The 20,006-nt window shown below is 73.6% G+C and carries 17 protein-coding genes; 4 read left to right on the top strand and 13 right to left on the bottom strand.

Translation table 11 applies throughout. The features are described from left to right. Positions 1-19: 19 nt before the first annotated feature. From LQ327_RS27060 to LQ327_RS27035, 6 genes are all read right to left on the bottom strand, one after another. Complete coding sequence (locus LQ327_RS27060; protein ID WP_230738926.1) at positions 20-979, bottom strand: hypothetical protein; 960 nt, start codon at positions 977-979, stop codon at positions 20-22. Between the two features lie 29 nt (positions 980-1,008). Continuing rightward, positions 1,009-2,055: a 3-isopropylmalate dehydrogenase gene (locus LQ327_RS27055; RefSeq protein ID WP_230738925.1), complete on the bottom strand. Its 1,047-nt coding sequence runs from the start codon at positions 2,053-2,055 to the stop codon at positions 1,009-1,011. Between the two features lie 142 nt (positions 2,056-2,197). Continuing rightward, positions 2,198-3,760 (bottom strand): phosphoglycerate dehydrogenase, encoded by a 1,563-nt coding sequence (serA, locus tag LQ327_RS27050; RefSeq protein WP_230739261.1) that lies wholly within the window; start codon positions 3,758-3,760, stop codon positions 2,198-2,200. 267 nt (positions 3,761-4,027) lie between these two features. Continuing rightward, positions 4,028-5,032, bottom strand: coding sequence for a ketol-acid reductoisomerase (gene ilvC, locus LQ327_RS27045; protein ID WP_230738924.1), 1,005 nt, complete (start codon positions 5,030-5,032; stop codon positions 4,028-4,030). 36 nt (positions 5,033-5,068) lie between these two features. After that, a complete protein-coding gene (gene ilvN, locus LQ327_RS27040; protein WP_230738923.1) occupies positions 5,069-5,569 on the bottom strand; it encodes an acetolactate synthase small subunit in 501 nt (166 codons plus the stop codon). Further along, a complete protein-coding gene (locus LQ327_RS27035) occupies positions 5,566-7,464 on the bottom strand; it encodes an acetolactate synthase large subunit (RefSeq protein ID WP_230738922.1) in 1,899 nt (632 codons plus the stop codon). The genes ilvN and LQ327_RS27035 overlap by 4 nt, the downstream gene beginning before the upstream one ends. A 389-nt stretch (positions 7,465-7,853) precedes the next feature. On the opposite strand from LQ327_RS27035, the gene LQ327_RS27030 reads away from it, so the two are divergent. Then, positions 7,854-8,498 (top strand): PH domain-containing protein, encoded by a 645-nt coding sequence (locus LQ327_RS27030; RefSeq protein ID WP_230738921.1) that lies wholly within the window; start codon positions 7,854-7,856, stop codon positions 8,496-8,498. A 208-nt stretch (positions 8,499-8,706) separates the two neighbouring features. Continuing rightward, positions 8,707-10,548 (top strand): dihydroxy-acid dehydratase, encoded by a 1,842-nt coding sequence (gene ilvD / locus LQ327_RS27025; RefSeq protein WP_230738920.1) that lies wholly within the window; start codon positions 8,707-8,709, stop codon positions 10,546-10,548. Here ilvD and LQ327_RS27020 read toward each other — a convergent pair. Further along, the gene (locus LQ327_RS27020) at positions 10,545-11,183 is read right to left on the bottom strand and encodes a DoxX family membrane protein (RefSeq protein WP_230738919.1); all 639 of its coding nucleotides are present in this window, start codon (positions 11,181-11,183) and stop codon (positions 10,545-10,547) included. The two genes, ilvD and LQ327_RS27020, sit on opposite strands and share 4 nt — an antisense overlap. Positions 11,184-11,289: 106 nt before the next feature. Further along, on the bottom strand, positions 11,290-12,228 hold the full coding sequence (locus LQ327_RS27015; protein WP_230738918.1) for a 2-hydroxyacid dehydrogenase: 939 nt from the start codon (positions 12,226-12,228) through the stop codon (positions 11,290-11,292). 83 nt (positions 12,229-12,311) lie between these two features. On the opposite strand from LQ327_RS27015, the gene LQ327_RS27010 reads away from it, so the two are divergent. Next, the gene (locus LQ327_RS27010; protein ID WP_230738917.1) at positions 12,312-13,526 is read left to right on the top strand and encodes a PQQ-dependent sugar dehydrogenase; all 1,215 of its coding nucleotides are present in this window, start codon (positions 12,312-12,314) and stop codon (positions 13,524-13,526) included. A 174-nt stretch (positions 13,527-13,700) separates the two neighbouring features. Here LQ327_RS27010 and LQ327_RS27005 read toward each other — a convergent pair whose 3' ends face one another. From LQ327_RS27005 to gatC, 4 genes are all read right to left on the bottom strand, one after another. Further along, complete coding sequence (locus LQ327_RS27005) at positions 13,701-14,324, bottom strand: hypothetical protein (protein ID WP_230738916.1); 624 nt, start codon at positions 14,322-14,324, stop codon at positions 13,701-13,703. A 285-nt stretch (positions 14,325-14,609) separates the two neighbouring features. Then, positions 14,610-16,127, bottom strand: coding sequence for an Asp-tRNA(Asn)/Glu-tRNA(Gln) amidotransferase subunit GatB (gatB, locus tag LQ327_RS27000; protein ID WP_230738915.1), 1,518 nt, complete (start codon positions 16,125-16,127; stop codon positions 14,610-14,612). Further along, a complete protein-coding gene (gene gatA, locus LQ327_RS26995) occupies positions 16,124-17,707 on the bottom strand; it encodes an Asp-tRNA(Asn)/Glu-tRNA(Gln) amidotransferase subunit GatA (protein ID WP_230738914.1) in 1,584 nt (527 codons plus the stop codon). Before gatA ends, gatB begins: the two co-directional genes overlap by 4 nt. Further along, positions 17,704-18,000: an Asp-tRNA(Asn)/Glu-tRNA(Gln) amidotransferase subunit GatC gene (gene gatC, locus LQ327_RS26990; protein WP_230738913.1), complete on the bottom strand. Its 297-nt coding sequence runs from the start codon at positions 17,998-18,000 to the stop codon at positions 17,704-17,706. Before gatC ends, gatA begins: the two co-directional genes overlap by 4 nt. Before the next feature lie 322 nt (positions 18,001-18,322). On the opposite strand from gatC, the gene LQ327_RS26985 reads away from it, so the two are divergent. After that, on the top strand, positions 18,323-19,000 hold the full coding sequence (locus LQ327_RS26985) for an ACT domain-containing protein (RefSeq protein ID WP_230738912.1): 678 nt from the start codon (positions 18,323-18,325) through the stop codon (positions 18,998-19,000). A gap of 16 nt (positions 19,001-19,016) precedes the next feature. Here LQ327_RS26985 and LQ327_RS26980 read toward each other — a convergent pair whose 3' ends face one another. Beyond that, complete coding sequence (locus LQ327_RS26980; RefSeq protein WP_230738911.1) at positions 19,017-19,823, bottom strand: 3-keto-5-aminohexanoate cleavage protein; 807 nt, start codon at positions 19,821-19,823, stop codon at positions 19,017-19,019. Between the last annotated feature and the right edge of the window lie 183 nt (positions 19,824-20,006).

The following is a 20,006-nucleotide window of genomic DNA, read 5'->3' as shown; positions in this document are numbered from 1 at the left end:
CCAGCGTAGTCCCCGGCGGCTACGGGCCCGGTCGGTCCCCGGCGGCCACCGGCTCCTGCTCGTCCACCCAGCACCACGGGTCCGCGATCGCCCGTCCGAGCTCGGCGTCGAGCGCCTCCACCGAGGTGCCGCGCAGCGCCGCGAGCCACACCCCCTGGTCCGACCACGTCCACGCGAGCCGGGGCCATCCCGACGACGACGGCGGGGTCGCGGCCCGGAGCGCGCCGGCCACCGCGACGTGCAGCTCGGTGCTCAGGTACGTCGCGGCGCCGCGGTAGTCGAGGGTCCGCCGGTGCCGCGGGCCGCCGACCGGTCCGAGCTCCAGCCCCAGCCGCGTCCGGCCGCCCGCGGTGAGGTCGACGTCGACGAGGCGCACCGTGAACACGTCCCCGACCAGCCGGGCGAGGTCCTCGACCTGGCCGCGGAGGGTCTCGGCGAGCTGCTCGGTGTGGGAGGCGTGGAACGCCAGCGCCGCGAGGTGGTCCTCGGCCCGGAACCCGGGGCGCCAGAAGTCGGCCTCCTCGACCGCCGCCAGCACGACGTCGAGGGTGACCGGCTCGCCGCCGTCCGCCACCGCCTCCACCAGGTCGACCGGCGCCGGGGCGCGCGGTGCGAACAGTCCGGCGTGGTCCGCGATCCCGACGATGCGCGCCAGCTCGGCCTTGCCGCGGTCCGAGAGCTGCGGGGGTGCCGCGGGGTCCCGGCCCCCGGCGACCCGGCCGCCGTCGTCGGGAACCCGTCGTCCGACCCAGCCGCCGACGGGGCCGGAGGACCGCTCGGCCCGGGTCTCGCGGTCGCGCCGGTGGTGGCGCCAGGCCACCGTCGAGAACCCGACGAGCGCGACGACGGCGAGGACGACCAGCGGCACCGGTGAACCGAGGGCGGGCGGGCCGAGGGCGAGGTAGCAGAAGTACCCGGCGACGACGACGCCGCCGAGCGCCCAGAGCACCGCGAGGACGGCGTCGATCCTCCAGCGCACGCCGGCCTCGCGGGGTTCCGGGCGGAGACCTACGCCAGGCTGCGGGTGCCGGTCGCGGACGAGACGAGCGCCGCGAGCCGGTCGCCGACGGCGTGGGTGCCGCCCGGGTTCTGGTGGTCGCGGGTCGCGAGGTCGAACGCGACGGCGGCCTCGACGCGGCGCGCGAGCTCCGGCTCACCGAGGTGGTCGAGCAGCAGCGCGACGCTCAGCACGGCGGCAGTCGGGTCGGCGATGCCCTTGCCGGCGATGTCCGGGGCCGAGCCGTGGACCGGCTCGAACATCGACGGGTTGGCGCGGCTGACGTCGAGGTTGCCGGACGCCGCGAGCCCGATCCCGCCGGTCACGGCGGCCGCGAGGTCGGTGAGGATGTCGCCGAAGAGGTTGTCGGTGACGATCACGTCGTAGCGCGACGGGTCGGTGACCAGGTGGATCGTCGTCGAGTCCACGTGCTGGTAGTCGACGGAGACCTCGGGGTGCTCCAGCGAGACCTCCTCCACGACGCGCGACCACAGCGAGCCGGCGTGGGTGAGGACGTTCGTCTTGTGCACCAGGGTGAGCTTGCGGCGCTCCCGCTTCGAGGCGCGGTCGAACGCGTCGCGCACCACCCGCTCGACGCCGAACGCGGTATTGACGCTGACCTCGGTCGCGATCTCCTGCGGGGTGTCCTTGCGCAGCAGGCCGCCGGTGCCGGCGTACGGGCCCTCGGTGCCCTCGCGGACGACGACGAGGTCGATCTCCGGCTGGGCGGACAACGGGCCGCGGACCCCGGGGTAGAGGCGCGCCGGGCGCAGGTTGACGTGGTGGTCGAGCTCGAAGCGCAGGCGCAGCAGCAGGCCGCGCTCCAGGATCCCGCTGGGCACCGACGGGTCGCCGACCGCGCCGAGCAGGATCGCGTCGTGCTCGCGCAGTTCGGTGAGCACCGACTCCGGGAGCAGCTCGCCGGTCGAGTGCCAGCGCGCCGCTCCGAGATCGTAGTGCGTCGACTCGATCTGCGGCGCGACCTCACCGAGAACCTTCAGTGCCTCACCGACGACCTCGGGTCCGATGCCGTCACCGGGAACCACCGCGAGTCGCATGTCCAGACTTCCTCCCCCGACGGGCCGACCTCGATGGTGCGACCGGGCTCACCTCCGGTGGAGGCTACCGCGCGTGTCGGCCGGACTCCGCACCGGATCACCCGGCCGACTCATCCGCGGACCCTCCGTCACTCTTTCGATATCAGCCGAAGGGGATCGACCGGGTGGTCCGGGCACTCAACGCCTGCCCGATCGGGGCCAGGACCTCGTCCGATACGGCCTGGTCAACCCGCAACAGGATGATCGACGTGCCCCGGTCGCGGTTCTGCGACATCTGGGCGGCCTCGATGTTGACCCCGCCTTCCCCCAACAGGGTGCCGACGGTGCCCATGGCGCCCGGCCGGTCGGTGTACTCGAAGAGCAGCACGTGGCCCTCGGCGCGGATGTCGAAGGACCGACCGTTGATCTCCACGAGCTTCTCGACCTGGTCCTGGCCGGTCAGCGTGCCGGACACCGTGACCGCCTCGCCGCTGTCCGGGATCGCCCGGAGGGTCACGACGCTGCGGTGGTTCGGGCTCTCGCTCGCGGTCTCCACCTCGACGGTGACCCCGCGCTCCTCGGCCAGCGCGGGCGCGTTCACGAAGGTGACCGCCTCGTCGACGACCTCGCCGAACACCCCGCGCAGCGCCGCCAGCTCCAGCACCCCGACGTCCTCGTGCGCGAGCTCGCCCCGGACCTCGACGATGACGCTCGACGGCTGGCCGACCAGCGTCGAGAGCAGCGTCCCGAGCTTCTGGGTGATGCCCAGCCAGGGGCGGACCTCCTCGCCGACGGCGCCGCCCTGGACGTTGACGGCGTCCGGGACGAAGTCGCCCTGCAGGGCCTTGAGCACGGAGTGCGCGACGTCGGTGCCCGCGCGGTCCTGCGCCTCGGCGGTCGACGCCCCGAGGTGCGGGGTGGCCGTGACCTCCTCGAGCTCGAACAGGGGGCTCGAGGTGGTCGGCTCGGTGACGTAGACGTCGACGCCGGCGCCGCCGACCTGGCCGGAGCGGATCGCCTCGGCGAGGGCCTCCTCGTCGACGAGCCCGCCGCGGGCGGCGTTGATGATGATCACGCCCGGCTTGGTCTTGGCCAGCGCCTCCTTGCCGATGAGGCCCTGGGTCTCCGGGGTCTTCGGCAGGTGGATGGTCATCATGTCGGCGCGGGTCAGCAGCTCCTCGAGCGGGACGAGCTCGATGCCGAGCTGGGCGGCGCGGCTCTGCGGCAGGTACGGGTCGTAGGCGATGACGTGGGTGTCGAACGACCTGATGCGGTTCGCGAACAGCTGGCCGATCTTGCCGAGGCCGACCACGCCGACCGTCTTGCCCTGGATCTCGACGCCCGAGTACCTGCTGCGGGCCCACTCGCCGCGGCGCAGGCTCGCGTCGGCGGCGGGAATGTGGCGGGCGGTGGCCAGGAGCAGCGCGAGGGCGTGCTCGGCGGCGGAGACGATGTTCGACGTGGGGGCGTTCACGACCATGACGCCGGCCGCCGTCGCGGCGGGGACGTCGACGTTGTCGAGCCCGACGCCCGCGCGGCCGACGACGGTGAGGTTCCGCTGCGCCGCGAACACCTCGGCGTCGACCTGGGTGGCGCTGCGGACGAGCAGCGCGTCGGCGTCCGTCACCGCCTCCAGGAGCGCGGCACGGTCGGTGCCGTCGACCTGCCGGATCTCGACCTCGTCGCCGAACACCTCCAGCGTCGACGGCGCGAGCTTCTCGGCCATCAGGACGACGGGCCTGGCGTTGGCGGTGGTCACGGTACTGGCGCTCCCCGGGTCGGCGGCCTGGTCCACGCCGGCGTCCGGTGTCAGGTCACCCCTCGCACGCCGGTGTGCCGTGGGTCATCGTGCCCACTGGCTCGACACGATATCGCCGCGCTGTGAACCGGCTCACGTGCGGCCCCACCCCCCGGAACGACGACGACGGGCGCACCTCAGGGGTACGCCCGCCGTCGGGAACTCACGCCGCGCGTGAGTGGTTCGGTCCGCTCGTCAGAGCTTGTTCTTCGGGATGAACGGCATGAGGTCGCGGAGCTTCTGGCCGACCTGCTCGATCTGGTGGGCCTTGCCCTCCTCCTCGAGCTTGGTGAAGTTCGGGCGGCCGTTGTCGTCCTCGGCGATCCACTCGCGGGCGAAGGACCCGTCCTGGATCTCCGAGAGCACGCGACGCATCTCGTCCTTGACCGCCGGGCTGATGATGCGCGGCCCGCGGGTGAGGTCGCCGTACTCGGCGGTGTCAGAGCAGGAGTAGCGCTGCCCGTAGATGCCCTTCTCCCACATGAGGTCCACGATCAGCTTGAGCTCGTGGAGGCACTCGAAGTAGGCGATCTCGGGCTGGTAGCCGGCCTCGACCAGCGTCTCGAACCCGGCCTGGACCAGCGCCGAGGTGCCGCCGCAGAGCACGGCCTGCTCACCGAACAGGTCGGTCTCGGTCTCCTCGGTGAACGTCGTCCTGATGACGCCGGCCCGGCCGCCGCCGATCGCGGTGGCGTAGGAGAGCGCGAGCGCCTGGGCGTGCCCCGACGCGTCCTGCTCGACCGCGATCAGGCACGGCACGCCCTTGCCGTCGACGAACTGGCGGCGGACCAGGTGGCCCGGGCCCTTCGGCGCGACCATGGCGACGTCGACGTCCGACGGCGGCTGGATCAGGTCGTAGCGGATGTTGAAGCCGTGGCCGAAGAAGATCGCGTCACCGGAGCGCAGATTCGGCGCGATGTCGTCGGCGTAGATCTGACGCTGCTTGGTGTCGGGCGCCAGGATCATGATCAGGTCGGCCTCGGCGGACGCCTCGGCCGGCGTGACGACCCGCAGCCCCTCCTCCTCGGCCTTGGCCCGCGACTTCGAGCCCTCGGGCAGGCCGATCCGCACGTCGACGCCGGAGTCGCGCAGCGACAGCGAGTGGGCGTGGCCCTGGCTGCCGTAGCCGATCACGGCCACCTTGCGGCCCTGGATGATCGACAGATCGGCGTCCGCGTCGTAGAAGATCTCGACACTCATGGGGACTGCGGTTTCCTTCCTCGAAGTACGTACTTCTCAACGATTCGCGGCGATGGCGCGCGGCCCGCGGGACAGCGCGACCATGCCGGACTGCACGATCTCCCGGATGCCGTACGGCTCGAGCATCCGCCGCAGCGCCGACAGCTTGTCGGCGGTGCCGGTGGCCTCGACGGTGACGGCGTCGGGCGCGACGTCGACCACCTTGGCGCGGAACATCTGCGTCACCTCGAGCACCTGGGAGCGCACCGTCGCGTCGGCGCGCACCTTGAGCATCACGAGCTCGCGCTGGACCGAGGTCGTCGGCTCCAGCTCGACGATCTTGATGACGTTCACCAGCTTGTTGAGCTGCTTGGTCACCTGCTCCAGGGGGAACTCGTCGACGCTCACGCAGATGGTCATCCGCGAGATGCCGACCTCCTCGGTCGGTCCGACCGCGAGCGACTGGATGTTGTAGCCGCGCCGGGAGAACAGGCCCGAGATCCGGGCCAGCACGCCGGGCTTGTCCTCGACGAGGACCGACAGGGTGTGGGTGCTCACCGGTCCTCCTCGACGGTCGTGACGACCTCGTCGGCCCCGCCGGCCTCCGGGTCGTCGAACAGCGGCCGGATGTCCCGGGCCGCCATGATCTGGTCGTTGCCGGTCCCGGCGGCCACCATCGGCCACACCTGGGCGTCGGCGCCGACGGTGAAGTCGATGACGACGGGGCGGTCGTCGATCGCCATGGCCTCGTTGATCACGCGGTCGACGTCGTCCTTCGACTCGCAGCGCAGGCCCTCACAGCCCAGCGCCTCGGCGAGCAGGACGAAGTCGGGCACGCGGTGCTTGTGGGTGCCGAGCTCGGTGTTGGAGTACCGCTCGCCGTAGAACAGCGTCTGCCACTGGCGGACCATGCCGAGGTTGCCGTTGTTGATGACGGCGACCTTGATCGGGATGCCCTCGATCGCGCAGGTGGCGAGCTCCTGGTTGGTCATCTGGAAGCAGCCGTCGCCGTCGATGCACCACACCGTGGTGTCGGGCTTGCCGACCTTCGCGCCCATCGCCGCGGGCACGCCGTAGCCCATCGTCCCGGCGCCGCCGGAGTTGAGCCAGGTGCGCGGGTGCTCGTAGCCGATGAACTGCGCCGCCCACATCTGGTGCTGGCCGACGCCGGCGGCGTAGATCGCCTCCGGCCCGGCGAGCTTCCCGATGCGCTCGATGACGTACTCCGGCGAGAGCGTGCCGTCGGCCGGCTCGTCGTAGCCGAGCGGGAAGGTCTCGCGCCACGACTCGAGCTGGTTCCACCAGGGGGTGAGGTCGGGCGTCGCGGCGTCGGAGGCCCGCAGCGCCGCGGTGAGCTCGCCGATGACCTCGCGGGCGTCGCCGACGATCGGCACGTCCGCGACCCGGTTCTTGCCGATCTCCGCCGGGTCGATGTCGGCGTGCACGATCTTCGCCCCGGTCGCGAAGGTCGACAGGTCGCCGGTGACGCGGTCGTCGAACCGGGCTCCGAGCGCGACCAGCAGGTCGGCCTTCTGCATCGCCGCGACCGCCGCGACGGTGCCGTGCATCCCCGGCATGCCCAGGTTCTGCGGGTGCGAGTCGGGGAAGACGCCACGCGCCATGAGGGTGGTGACGACGGGGGCGCCGGTCTGGCGGGCGAGCTCCATCAGCTCGGCGGACGCCTCGGCCTTGACCACGCCGCCGCCGACGTAGAGGACCGGCCGCGACGCCTGCGCGACCAGCCGGGCCGCCTCGCGGATCTGCTTGCCGTGGGGCTTCGTCGTCGGGCGGTAGCCCGGCAGTTCCATCTCGGCGGGCCAGGAGAACGTGGTCTGCGCCTGCAGCACGTCCTTCGGCAGGTCGACGAGCACCGGCCCCGGGCGCCCGGTCGAGGCGATGTGGAAGGCCTCGGTGATCGCCCGGGGGATGTCCGCCGGGTCGGTGACCAGCATGTTGTGCTTGGTGATCGGCAGCGTGATGCCGCAGATGTCGGCTTCCTGGAACGCGTCCGTGCCGATCATCTTGCGCCCGACCTGTCCGGTGATCGCGACGATCGGGACCGAGTCCAGCATCGCGTCGGCCAGCGGCGTGACGAGGTTCGTCGCGCCCGGACCGGACGTCGCGATGCACACGCCGACCCGCCCGGTGGCCTGCGCGTAGCCGGTGGCGGCGTGCCCGGCGCCCTGCTCGTGGCGGACCAGGATGTGGCGCACGAGCGTGGAGTCGTAGAGCGGGTCGTATGCCGGGAGGATCGCGCCCCCCGGGATACCGAAGACGACGTCGCAGCCCACGGACTCGAGTGAGCGGACGAGGGCCTGGGCGCCGGTCGCCGGGGTGGGGTCGACACGGGCCGGACGGGTTGCGGCCGGACGCGGCGCGGGTTGCGCCTCCGCGTCCTGCTGCTCGGTCGGCGCGCCGGATCGCGGCGCTGGACGCGGTCTGGCTGTGGTCATCGGTGATCAGCCTCTGGTGGGTACCGGGTGGATGAGGTGGATGGGCCGGGCGGTGGACGACGGGTCGTCGGGCTGGGCCCGCCGTCGGGCCCCGAACACGAAAAAACCCTCGCCGCCGGTGGCGGAGAGGGCAGGCGCGTCAGGGTCTCGGGCAGCGAGCACGAAGCTCGTCAGACGCTGACGCGCCCGGCGAGTACGAGAATTCGCTGCATGCGGATCACGGTAGCACGAGCACCGTGGGCCGCGGCCAGACCCTGACCGGAGAGAACCGGCCGGGGTCTTCCGTGGCGGGCGGTACCGCAGCCCCCGGGGAAGGCAGGGCGGTGACGTACTTCGCGACGACGGCGCCGTCGACGCCGGCCCGCCGCCCGGCTGGCACCATCGCGGACGTGAGCGAGGAGCGGGGGACCACCGCGGTGACCACGGACGAGCCGGACGACGCGTCGACGGAGCGTGAGCGGACGGGCAGCACCGAGCCCCGACCCGCCGCGCGCCCGGCCACGTTCCGCGCCGTCCACACCGTCGCGCTGGTCGCCGTCGGGTTCCTCGCGCTGTGCCTCTCCCCGATCGCGTTCCAGGGCGGACCCTGGTTCCTGCTGTTCCTGATCCCGCTCGCGGTGGCGGTGTGGGTGGTGCGCTCGCGGACCCGGGTCGACGAGGCCGGGCTCCACGTGCGCGGCGTGGTCGGTACGCGGTCGATGCCGTGGTCGGAGGTCTCCGGGCTGCGCCTGCCCGAGAAGGGCTGGGTGCGGGCCGTCCAGACGGACGGGGCCGAGCTCGAGCTGCGCGGCGTGCGCATCCGGGACCTCGGCCGGGTCGGCGAGGCCAGCGGCGGGCGGATCAGCGCGCCGACGCCGGCCGAGGCCGAGGCGGCCGCCGAGCACGCGCGGGAGCTGGAGGCCGCGAAGATGCGGATCGCGAAGCTCCGGGCGGACGGGGTGGCCGAGGACGAACCGGCTGAGGAGCACGCCGACGCCGACGCCCCGAGCCCGGAGGACGAGGGCACCGACGTCCGCGGTACCGAGCGCTCCTGATCGCGCGCGGTGTGCGCCCACCGGCACCGACCCGGCGTCGGGAACATCGCTCCCCCGACGACGGGCACAGCACGCAGGCTCGCGCGCGGGCTCCCCTGAACTCACCTGCTCTTGATCATTGATGCGCCCAGGACCGCGCGGCCCGACCGCTGATCACCCCGGGCGTAATGTCCGACGGAGAGTCGCACTCGCCCGAGGAGGATCTTCCGTGCCGCCGCTCCGTTCCCGCGTCACCACCCAGGGCCGCAACGCCGCAGGCGCCCGCGCCCTGTGGCGGGCCACCGGCATGACCGACGACGACTTCGGCAAGCCCCTCGTCGCGATCGCGAACTCCTACACCCAGTTCGTGCCCGGCCACGTCCACCTCAAGGAGATGGGCGAGCTGGTGGCGGGCGCGGTGCGCGAGGCGGGCGGCGTGGCGCGCGAGTTCCACACCATCGCCGTCGACGACGGCATCGCCATGGGCCACGGCGGGATGCTCCACTCGCTGCCGAGCCGCGAGGTCATCTCCGACTCCGTCGAGCACATGGTCCAGGGCCACGCCGCCGACGCGCTGGTCTGCATCTCGAACTGCGACAAGATCACCCCGGGGATGCTCAACGCCGCGATGCGGCTCAACATCCCGACGGTGTTCGTCTCCGGCGGACCGATGGAGGCCGGGAAGGCCGTCGTCGTCGAGGGCGTCGCGCAGGCCCCGACCGACCTGATCACCGCCATCTCGGCGAGCGCCTCTCCCGACGTCGACGACGAGGGCCTCACCGAGGTCGAGCGCTCCGCCTGCCCGACCTGCGGCTCCTGCTCGGGCATGTTCACCGCCAACTCGATGAACTGCCTGACCGAGGCGCTGGGGCTCTCCCTCCCCGGCAACGGCTCCACCCTCGCCACCCACGCCGCCCGCAAGGCGCTGTTCGAGAACGCCGGCCGCACCGTGGTCGACCTCGCGCGCCGCTGGTACGAGGGCGACGACGACTCGGTGCTGCCGCGCAACGTCGCGAACAAGCACGCCTTCGAGAACGCGATGGCCCTCGACGTCGCGATGGGTGGCTCCACGAACACCGTGCTGCACATCCTCGCCGCCGCGCACGAGGCCGGGCTCGACTTCACCCTCGCCGACATCGACGCGGTCAGCCGCCGCGTGCCGTGCGTCTCCAAGGTCGCGCCGAACTCGAACTTCCACATGGAGGACGTCCACCGGGCCGGCGGCATCGCCGCGATCCTCGGGGAGCTGGACCGCGGCGGGATGCTGCACCGCGACGTCCACGCGGTGCACGCGCCGAGCCTCGAGGAGTGGCTGGGGCGCTGGGACATCCGCGCCGAGCGCCCGTCCGCCGAGGCGGTCGAGCTGTTCCACGCCGCGCCCGGCGGGGTCCGGACCACGGAGCCGTTCTCCACGACCAACCGCTGGTCCTCGCTCGACACCGACGCCGCGGGCGGCTGCGTCCGCGACGTCGCCCACGCCTACTCGGCCGACGGCGGACTCGCGGTGCTCACCGGCAACCTCTCGACCGACGGCGCCGTCATCAAGAGCGCGGGACTGCCCGACGACGGCCGGCACTTCCAGGGCCCGGCCCGCGTCGTCGACTCCCAGGAGGAGGCCGTCTCGGTCATCCTCAACCGCGAGGTGCAGCCGGGCGATGTGATGGTCGTGCGCTACGAGGGGCCCTCGGGCGGGCCGGGCATGCAGGAGATGCTGCACCCGACCGCGTTCCTCAAGGGCGCGGGCCTCGGCGCCAGGTGCGCGCTGATCACCGACGGGCGCTTCTCCGGCGGGACGTCGGGCATCAGCGTCGGGCACATCTCGCCGGAGGCCGCCGCCGGAGGCGCGATCGGGCTGGTCCAGAACGGCGACCAGATCCTCATCGACGTCGACTTCCGGTGCATCCAGCTGCTCGTCGACGACGACGTGCTCGCCGAGCGGCGCGCCAAGATGGACGCCTCGGAGCGCCCGTGGCAGCCCGCCGAGGAGCGTCACCGCACGCTCACGAGCGCGCTGCGCGCCTACGCGAAGCTCGTGACCTCGGGGGCGACGGGCGCCGTCCGGAATCTCTAGCCGCGGAGAGCGAGCAGCACCGTCAACCCGGTGCCGATACCGATGATCATGCAGGCGACGCCGACCGGGGTCTGGGCGCGGAACCAGGCCCGGTCGGCGTCGCCGCTGATCCGGCCCGGCCCGACCAGCACGACCACGGCGGCGAGCACCAGCCCGAACAGCGGGCCCTCGACCGGCCCGACGGCGAGCGTCGGCACCGTCGCCGGGAGACTCACTCCGAGGGCCACCACGCCGACCGCCACCAGCGCGGACGCGGCGAACGACGCGAACACCCCGAGGCCGACGAGGACCCCGGCCACGAGCTGCGCCCATCCGTACGCGGTGACCAGGGCGCTCGCCGGCGCGAAGCCGTAGCCCGCCACCAGGGTCGCGACCGCGTCCGCGGCGCCGTGTCCGCGCGGCAGGTCGAACAGGGCGCGGGCACCGTCGAGCAGGGCGGTCAGGGCGAGCACGACGCGCGCGAGCAGCAGCCCGACGTCGGCACCCACCGGGCGGACGACCACGGTCCGCGTCGCGACCGGTTCGTCGGCCATCGAGCCGAGGGCGTCGTCGCCGGCCCGCCAGGGGAAGACCGCCGTGTCGTGGGGTGCGCCCTCGAAGCCGAGCACCGAGAAGTCCGGCGGGTCCTCGATCACGGGGCCGGTCGTCTCCGGCGACCCGCCTCGTCTCCACCGGCCCACGGCTGCGCACCCTAGGCGGCCACGATCAGGTGATCACGCCCGGCACGCGGAACCGGAGGATCTAGTACTGCCCGACGACGAGGTTCGGCGGCTCCTGCCCCGCGCGGACGGCCTCGAGCTGGGTCACCACGACGCGGTAGGCGCGGTCGAGATGCCCCGGGACGCTGCCTCCGACGTGCGGGGTGAGCAGCAGGTTCGGCGCCGACCAGAGCGGGTGGTCGGCGGGCAGCGGCTCGGGGTCGGTGACGTCGACGGCGGCCCGCAGCCGCCCGGACTGCAGCTCGGCGAGCAGCGCGTCGGTCCGGACGACGGGTCCGCGGGCCGCGTTGACCAGGAGCGCCCCGTCGGCCATGGCGGCGAGGAACGCGGCGTCGACGAGGCCGCGGGTGGCGTCGGTGAGGGGGACGAGGAGCACGACGACGTCGGCCTCCGGCAGCAGGTCCGGCAGTTCGTCGGTGCCGTGGACGCCGTCGCGGGCCCGGGACCCGACGAGGGTCACCGGCCCGACGTCGAACGGCGCGAGCCGCCGCGAGGTCTGCTCGGCGAGGTCGCCCGCGCCGACGAGCAGGATCCGCTTGCCGAGCAGGGTGTCGGTGACGTGCTGGTCCCAGCGGCCGGTCAGCTGGTTGCGCACGAACGCCGGGAGCTCGCGGACGACCGCGAGGATCGTCGCGAGCACCCACTCCGCGGTGACCCCGCCGTGCGCCCCCTTGCAGTCCGACAGGGCGACGCCGTCGGGGAGGTGGCCGACGAACTTCTCCGCGCCGGCCGAGAGCAGCTGGACGAGCCGCACCTTCGGGCAGGCCTGGATCATCGCCGCGGCGGCGTCCTGCGCGAGGAAGCCGGGGATGAGGATCTCGGCGTCGGCGGCCTCGGGCGGAAGGCCCTCCGGGCCGGCCGACTCGTCGTACCGGACCGCCCGGACCCCGTCGAGCGCCGCCAGGGCACGCTCGCCGACCTCGTCGGGCACCAGGACGATCAGCTCGCTGTTCTCGGCCATCGCGGCCAGGCTAATGCCGTCCGGGCCGGGTCGGCGGACCGGCTCACGGTGCGCTCAGTCCGGGACGCCTAGGCTGTCCGCCCGTGTCCGGTCCGTTGCCCCGTGCGTTGTCGCGACGACGCGCGGGCGGCGTGGTGCGCGTGGCCGCGGCCGCCCTCCTCGTCGTGCTGGCGCTGCTCGCGGGAGGGTGCGCGACCTTCCCGGACGCCTCGTCGCAGCCGTGGCGCGACAACCCCGAGCTCGGCCCGGAGAAGGCCCCGGCGCCCCAGTCGCCCGCCCCCTCGGAGCCGTCCCAGCCCGCGCCGCCGCCCAACGGCGGTGCCGCCGCCGCGCCGGGGCCGTGCGTCGACCCGGACCCGCAGGTGGTGGCCACGTGCCTCGCCCCGGTCTCGGCGGTGGTGACACTGCCCGGCGGGACGGCCGCGCTGGTCGCGGAGCGCACCACGGGGCGCATCCTGCGCGTCGCGCCGGACACGCCGCCCCAGGTGGTGGCGACGGTGCCGGTGGACGCCACGGGCGACGGCGGGCTCACCGGGCTCGCGCTGTCCCCGAGCTACGACGAGGACCAGCTCGTGTACGCCTACGCGACGACGCCGGGCGGGAACGCGGTGCTGCGCGTCGCCCAGGGCGACGTGCCGAAGCCGGTGATCTCCGGCATCCCGCGCGGGTCGACCGACAATCGCGGGGCCATCGGGGTCGAGCCCACGGGGACGCTGCTCGTGGCCACCGGCGACGCCGGGAACGCGGCGTCGGCGACCGCCGCCGGCTCGCTCGCCGGCAAGCTGCTGCGCATCGACCCGTTCGGCCGTCCCGCCCCCGGCAACCCGGATCCGACGTCGCCGGTGGTCGGCTCGGGGCTGCACGCGCCCGGTGACGTCTGCCCCGACACGTCGTCGAACACGACCTGGGTGAGCGACCGCGCCGGGACCCGCGACGTCCTGCTCGCCGTGCGGCCGGGATCCGTGCCGGGCGCGGCCGCCGCGGCGGCTCCGGCCTGGACCTGGCCGGACCGGCCCGGCGTCGACGGCTGCGCGGCGGGGGGCGGTTCGCTGTTCGTCGGGCTGAGCGACGCGAAGGCGATGTACGTGCTCAAGCCGACCGCGGAGGGCCGCTTCGTCGGCGCGCCCGAGGCCGTCCTGCAGAACACCTACGGCCGCATCTCCGGGGCCGACCTCGGCTCCGACGGCATGCTCTGGCTCGCCACCGTGAACAAGGACCCGGGCGGGACGCCGGGCGCCACGGACGACCGCGTCATCCGGATCAAGCCGCCCTCGGGTGGGGGTTCCGGCCCGGACTAGGTGCGCATGCCACGGCCCCGCCACCGGCACCGGGGCAGCGGTGCGGTGACGGGGCCGTGGTTCTGGGGAGCGGACGGGCCGGAACCCGAACGCCCGACCGTGTCGGAGTCGGTCGGACGCTCGGGCGGGAGCCGCCGCAGGTCCGGGACGGGGAAGGCCCGGACGATCGGAGGGTCAGCCGAAGGAGAGGACGCTCTTCCCCGGCAGCTCCGGCGCGTGCCCGGTCAGCGACGAGCTCCAGCTCGCCACGTCCTTCTGCCCGTTGGCGACGGCGTGGTTGACGTCCTGCGCGACCAGCTTGGCCTGCGTCGCGCCCTCGGCCGGGGTGAGCCCGCCCTTCGCCGCGGCGGACCAGTTGGTGGCCGCGTGCTGGATGTCGTTCACCGTGTTGGTCGCCCCGGCAGCGGTGTCGGCCTTCATGTCCGAGACCGGCAGCGAGGTCGGCGGCTTCGTCGGGAGCGACGACGGCGCCTTGCCCTGGAGGGCCGAGGTGGCGGCGCTCGCCTTGTCCTGCAGGTCCGTCCCGTGGCTCGAGACCGAGCTGGTCAGCGAGTGCGCGGAGACGTGCGAGGCGTCCGAGAGCGGGGATGCCTTGGCTGCGCTCTGCAGCTCGTGCGCCCCGTCGGTGGCGTGACCCGTGATGGCCTGCGTCGTGGGGACGCTGGGCGCCTCCGAAGCGAACGCCAGCGACGCGGTGCCGCCGGTGAGAGCCAGGGCCGCGGCAGCCGTGAGGGCGCCCCGCCCGGCGAGGCGTGCGGCGTGGGACGACGACGAGTGGGGAGCGTGATGAGCGCCCATGCGAAGGCCTCCTCCTATCGGTGTGTACGTGTACGACCGGACGGCGGATCAAGCGTGCCTCCGCCGGGAACTCAGCTACGAGCTGTTCTCCACCGACTCCAACGGGTGAGTCCGGATCGGGTTACGGAATGGTCACGGCACGTTGGCTGGAGCACACAGTGACCACGAGGCGTGACGGCTCACCGCGGTCAGTGATCAACCTCGGGGCGCCGTGAACGACCGGAGGGCCCCTCCGCCCACTGAGGTGGACGAAGAGGCCCTCCGGTCGAGATCGGGACTGGAGTGTCAGGACCCGGCGGCCACCCGCTCGAGCACCAGCGACTGCACCCGCGCGGCGTCCGCCTGCCCGCGAGTGGCCTTCATCACAGCGCCGACGATAGCCCCGGCGGCCTTCGTCTTGCCGTCACGGATCTTCTGCACGACGTCGGGCTGCGCGGCCAGCGCCTCGTCGACGGCGGCGGTGAGCGCCGAGTCGTCGGAGACGACGGCGAGCCCGCGCCCGGCGACGACGTCGTCCGGCGAGCCCTCCCCCGCGAGCACCCCGTCGACGACCTGGCGGGCCAGCTTGTTGGTCAGCGTGCCCTCGGAGACCAGCGTGATCACCCGCGCCACCTGCTCCGGCGTGATCGCCAGCTCGGTCAGGGCGACCCCGGAGGTGTTCGCCTCCTGCGCGAGGTAGGCGACCCACCAGGACCGGGCCGACTCCGGGGGCGCCCCGGCGTCCACGGTGTCGGCGACGAGGTCGAGCGCGTCCGCGTTGACCAGGTCCCGCAGCTCCTCGTCGGAGAGACCCCAATCGGTCTGGATGCGCGCGCGACGCTCCCACGGCCGCTCGGGCAGACCCGCGCGCAGCTGCTCCACCCAGTCGTCCGAGGGCTCGATCGGCACGAGGTCGGGCTCGGGGAAGAAGCGGTAGTCGGCGAAGGTCTCCTTGGGACGACCGGCCGAGGTGGTCCCGGACTGCTCGTCGAAGTGCCGGGTCTCCTGGGTGATCGTCCCGCCGGAGAGCAGCACCCCCGCGTGCCGGCCCATCTCGTAGCGCACCGCCCGCTCGACCGAGCGCAGCGAGTTCACGTTCTTCGTCTCGGTGCGGGTGCCGAACTCCGCCGTGCCCTTCGGCTTGAGCGAGACGTTCGCGTCGCAGCGCATCGAGCCCTGGTCCATGCGCACGTCGGAGACGCCGAGCCCCTTGATGACGTCGCGCAGCGCCGACACGTACGCGCGCGCCACCTCCGGCGCGCGGACCCCGGCGCCCTCGATCGGGCGCGTGACGATCTCGATCAGCGGGACGCCGGCCCGGTTGTAGTCGAGCAGCGAATAGTCGGCGCCGTGGATGCGACCGGTGGCCCCACCCATGTGCAGCGACTTCCCGGTGTCCTCCTCCATGTGCGCGCGCTCGATGTCGACGCGCCACGTCGTCCCGTCGTCGAGCGGGACGTCGAGGTAGCCGTCGAAGACGATCGGGTCCTCGTACTGGGAGATCTGGAAGTTCTTCGGCATGTCCGGGTAGAAGTAGTTCTTCCGGGCGAAGCCGCTGCGCTCGCGGACCGAGCAGTTCAGCGCCAGGCCGATCAGGACGGCGCTCTCCACCGCGCGGGCGTTGACCCGCGGCAGCGAGCCGGGCAGGCCGAGGCAGACCGGGCAGACGTTGGTGTTCGGCTCCGCGCCGAACTCGTTGCGGCAGCCGCAGAACATCTTGGTCGCGGTGTTGAGCTCGACGTGCACCTCGAGCCCCATCACCGGGTCGAAGCGCTCGACGACCTCCTCGACGGTGTAGGGCGCGGCCTCGACGATGCTGGTCATGACGCCCCCTGCAGCGTGGAGACGGAGCGGAGCGGAGCTCGACCATCGAGGTCCGCGGGATCGGGGATGGTCGACGCGAACGGCGCCCCGGCGGCGGAGTCCCGCGCGGTCTCGTACGCGGCGGCGACGCGGTACGCGCGGTCGTCGGCCAGCGCGGGCGTCATCACCTGCAGCCCGACCGGCATGCCGTCCTCGGGCGCCCGGCCGCACGGCACCGACAGCCCCGCGGTGCCCGCGAGGTTGGCCGGGATCGTGCAGAGGTCGGCGAGGTACATCGCGACCGGGTCGTCGACGCGGTCGCCGATCGGGAACGCCGTCGTCGGCACCGTCGGGGAGACCAGCACGTCGCACTGCTCGAACGCCGCCGCGAAGTCCCGGACGACGAGGGTGCGGGCCTTGAGGGCCTTGCCGTAGAGCGCGTCGTAGGACCCCGCCGACAGCGCGTGGGTCCCGATCATGATGCGGCGCTTCACCTCGGGGCCGAAGCCGGCCTCGCGGGTCAGCGACATGACCTCGTCGGTGGAGTGCGACCCGTCGTCGCCGACGCGCAGGCCGTAGCGCATCGCGTCGAAGCGGGCGAGGTTCGACGACGCCTCGCTCGGCGCGATGATGTAGTAGGCCGGCATGGCCGAGGTGAACGAGGGGCAGGAGACCTCGACGACCTCGGCACCGAGGTCGGTCAGCACCCGCACGGCGTCGGTGAACGCCGAGAGCACCCCGGTCTGGTACCCCTCGCCGGACAGTTCGGTGACGACGCCGACCCGGACCCCCGTCAGGTCCCCGCGCGCGCCGGCCAGGGCGGCCTCGACGACGGGCGGCAGCGGCGCGTCGATGGAGGTCTGGTCGCACGGGTCGTGCCCGCCGATGACCTCGTGCAGCATCGCGGCGTCCAGGACGGTCCGCCCGAACGGCCCGATCTGGTCGAGCGAGGACGAGAACGCGACGAGGCCGTAGCGCGAGACCGTGCCGTAGGTGGGCTTGCACCCGACGGTGCCGGTGAACGCGCCCGGCTGCCGGATCGACCCGCCGGTGTCGCTGCCGATCGCCAGCGGGGTCTCCCCCGCCGCCGTCGCGGCCGCCGACCCGCCACTGGATCCCCCGGGCACCCGCGACGGGTCCCACGGGTTGCGGACGATGCCGTACGCGGAGTTCTCGTTGGACCCGCCCATGGCGAACTCGTCGAGGTTGGTCTTGCCCAGCGGCACCAGGCCCGCCTCGCGCAGCCGGCGCACCGCGGTGGCGTCGTACGGCGGGCGCCAGCCCTCGAGGATCCGCGACGCGCACGTCGTCGGCATGTCGCGGGTCGCCATGTTGTCCTTGATCGCGACCGGCACCCCGGCCAGCGGACCGCGCACGGTGCCCGCCGCGATCTCGGCGTCGATCTCGGCCGCGGTCGCGAGGGCCTGCTCGGCCGCGACGTGCAGGAACGCGCCGAGTCCGCCCCCCTCGGCACCGTCGACGGCGTCGATGCGCGCCAGGTGCGCCCGGGTCACGTCGACCGAGGAGACCTCCCGGGCCTGGACGCGGCGGGCGATCTCGGCGGCGTCGAGGCGGGTGAGCTCGGCGTCGGGGCTGCTCACAGTTCCTCCCCCAGGATGCGCGGCACGCGGAAGCGGCCCTCCTCGGCGGCGGGGGCGCCCGCGAGGGCCGCCTCCCGGTCGAGGCTCGGGATGTGCTCGTCGGCGCGCAGGACGTTGGTGATCGGGGCGACGTGGCTGGTGGGCGGGACGTCGTCGTCGATCTCCGACACCCGGCCGACGGTGTCGAGGATCGCGTCGAGCTGGCCGGAGAACACGTCGAGCTCGTCGTCGGTGACGGCCAGCCGGGCCAGTCGGGCGAGATGGGCGACGTCCTCGCGCGTGATGTCGGACATGATCCTCCGGGTGGGGATCCAGCGGGATCCTCCGTGACGGGCCTGGACCGATCCATCCTAGGCTCCGCACCCCCGGTGACCTCGACGCGGTTTCGCCGCCGACCACCGTCGCCCGGCCGGGACACGACGTCCCCCGGCCGGGAGGTTTACGCCGGGCCCCGGTTGCCCACTTCCCCGCGGGCCGCCCTGGGCCTCGCCCCGCTCTCGCGTGACTGGCACACTCGCCGCGCCCGAGGGAGTGCGTGGTGCCGTCGGGCCCGTCGGTGTGCCCGGGGGGCGCACCGGGCCGTGACGTGATGGCGAACGGGAGGACGGAGGCGGCGTGACCTATCTGCTGCGGGTGGTGCTCCCCGATCGGCCGGGCACCCTCGGTGCGGTCGCGTCGGCCCTCGGCACCGAGGGCGCGGACATCCTGTCGGTGGACGTGGTGGAGCGGCACCAGGGCGTGGCCGTCGACGACCTCGTCGTGGACCTGCCCTCCGCGCGGCCCCCGGACGTGCTCATCACCGCCGCCGAGTCGGTGCGCGACGTGACCGTCGAGTCGGTGCGGCCGTTCTTCGGCCCCCTCGACACCGCCCGCGAGCTCGAGCTCGTCGAGGCGATCGCGGCGGACCCGGACGCCGGGATCGGGCTGCTCACCGACGCGGTGCCGCGCATCTTCCGCTCCGCCTGGGCGCTGGTGGTGGAGGCCTCGACCGGCGACGTCTGGGCCGACGGCGGCACCCACGTGCACCGGGTCGCGGCCAGTTCCGCGGCGCCGGAGACCGAGGCCGAGAGCCTGCCCTGGCTGCCGCTGACGAAGGCGACGGTCCTCGACCCGGCGGCCGGGCACACCGTCCCGTCGGCCTGGACCGACCTCGACACCGAGCTGGCGGCGGCCCCGCTGGGCCGTGCGGACCGGGCGCTGGTGCTGGGACGCCCGGGCGGGCCGGCGTTCCGGCCGTCGGAGCTCGCGCGGCTCTCCCACCTCGCCGGCATCGTCGCGACCATGACCGGCTGACGATCCCGGAACCGTCTCAGCGGCGGTGCTCGGAGCGGGCGCGGAAGCCGCTGAAGTTCGGGCCCCACCCCGGCCGGCGGCGTTCCGCGAGGCGCGGGGAGACGGCCTGCCCGAGGGCGTAGCGGACGAGCTCCTCGTTCCCGGTGGCCAGCCACGTGCCGTCCGGGCCCTTGAGGGTGTCCTCGAAGCCCATCCGGGTGTCGAGATTGTTGCGCCGCGCGTAGTCGAGGACCGGCCAGGCGCCGCCCTCCTCGCCGTGCAGCAGGATCGGCACCTGCATCGGCCCGAGCGCCTTGAGGATGCGGACCGCCTCGGCCACCGCGGTGTCCGGGTCGGTGACGGTGACCTCGGCGAGCACGCGGACGGTGCCGCGGGGGACGCCCGCCTGCTTGAGCTGCACCGCGTCGCCCGTGGTCCACACCCCGAGCTCGATGCCGATCCCGACCGAGTCGAGCGCCTCGCAGACGATCTCCCAGCCGCGCTCGTGCACGTTCACCGAGGCCACGTCGGGACGGGCGTGGTGCGGCAGGCGGGCCCACTGCTGCACCAGGTCGGTGCGCTTGAAGGGGTCCGGCTCGACCCAGCGCGCCGTGGTCACCCCGATCTCCAGCGACGGGGCGGCCTGCCGGATGGCCGACACCACGGCGCCGATCGGTCCGGGGTCCAGGCTCTCCTGGCCGTCGACGTCGCGCGGGTGCACGTGGAAGCTGGTCACCCCGAGGGCCGCGACCGCGCGGGCGTCGCGCGCCAGGTGACGTGGCGTCATCGGGACCGCGGGGTAGACGTCGGCGGGCCGGGCGCCGTTGGGGCAGCACTGGAGCATCTCTCCGCGCCACCTCCTGCTTCCGGTCCGGACCCCGAGTGGGACCAGCTTCAACCTTATGCGGGCCGACGGCAACGTCTGCACGTGCGTCTGCACACCTTTTCGGCGTATGCCACCCGTCCGCCCCAGGGGACATCGCTGAGTGACCAATCGCCAGTGTGCGCCGACGCGGGCCGTGATCAG

The sequence above is a fragment of the Actinomycetospora endophytica genome (genome assembly GCF_021026375.1).
Taxonomy (GTDB): domain Bacteria; phylum Actinomycetota; class Actinomycetes; order Mycobacteriales; family Pseudonocardiaceae; genus Actinomycetospora; species Actinomycetospora endophytica.
This window is presented reverse-complemented; position numbering and strand designations above follow the sequence as displayed.

Coding starts and splice junctions, on each gene's coding strand:
- LQ327_RS27055 (WP_230738925.1), bottom strand. CDS start 2,055: ATGCGACTCGCGGTGGTTCCCGGTGACGGCATCGGACCCGAGGTCGTC.
- serA (WP_230739261.1), bottom strand. CDS start 3,760: ATGGCCGAGAAGCTCGCGCCGTCGACGCTGGAGGTGTTCGGCGACGAG.
- ilvC (WP_230738924.1), bottom strand. CDS start 5,032: ATGAGTGTCGAGATCTTCTACGACGCGGACGCCGATCTGTCGATCATC.
- LQ327_RS27035 (WP_230738922.1), bottom strand. CDS start 7,464: ATGACCACAGCCAGACCGCGTCCAGCGCCGCGATCCGGCGCGCCGACC.
- LQ327_RS27015 (WP_230738918.1), bottom strand. CDS start 12,228: ATGGCCGAGAACAGCGAGCTGATCGTCCTGGTGCCCGACGAGGTCGGC.
- LQ327_RS27005 (WP_230738916.1), bottom strand. CDS start 14,324: ATGGGCGCTCATCACGCTCCCCACTCGTCGTCGTCCCACGCCGCACGC.
- gatB (WP_230738915.1), bottom strand. CDS start 16,127: ATGACCAGCATCGTCGAGGCCGCGCCCTACACCGTCGAGGAGGTCGTC.
- gatC (WP_230738913.1), bottom strand. CDS start 18,000: ATGTCCGACATCACGCGCGAGGACGTCGCCCATCTCGCCCGACTGGCC.
- LQ327_RS26980 (WP_230738911.1), bottom strand. CDS start 19,823: ATGCTCCAGTGCTGCCCCAACGGCGCCCGGCCCGCCGACGTCTACCCC.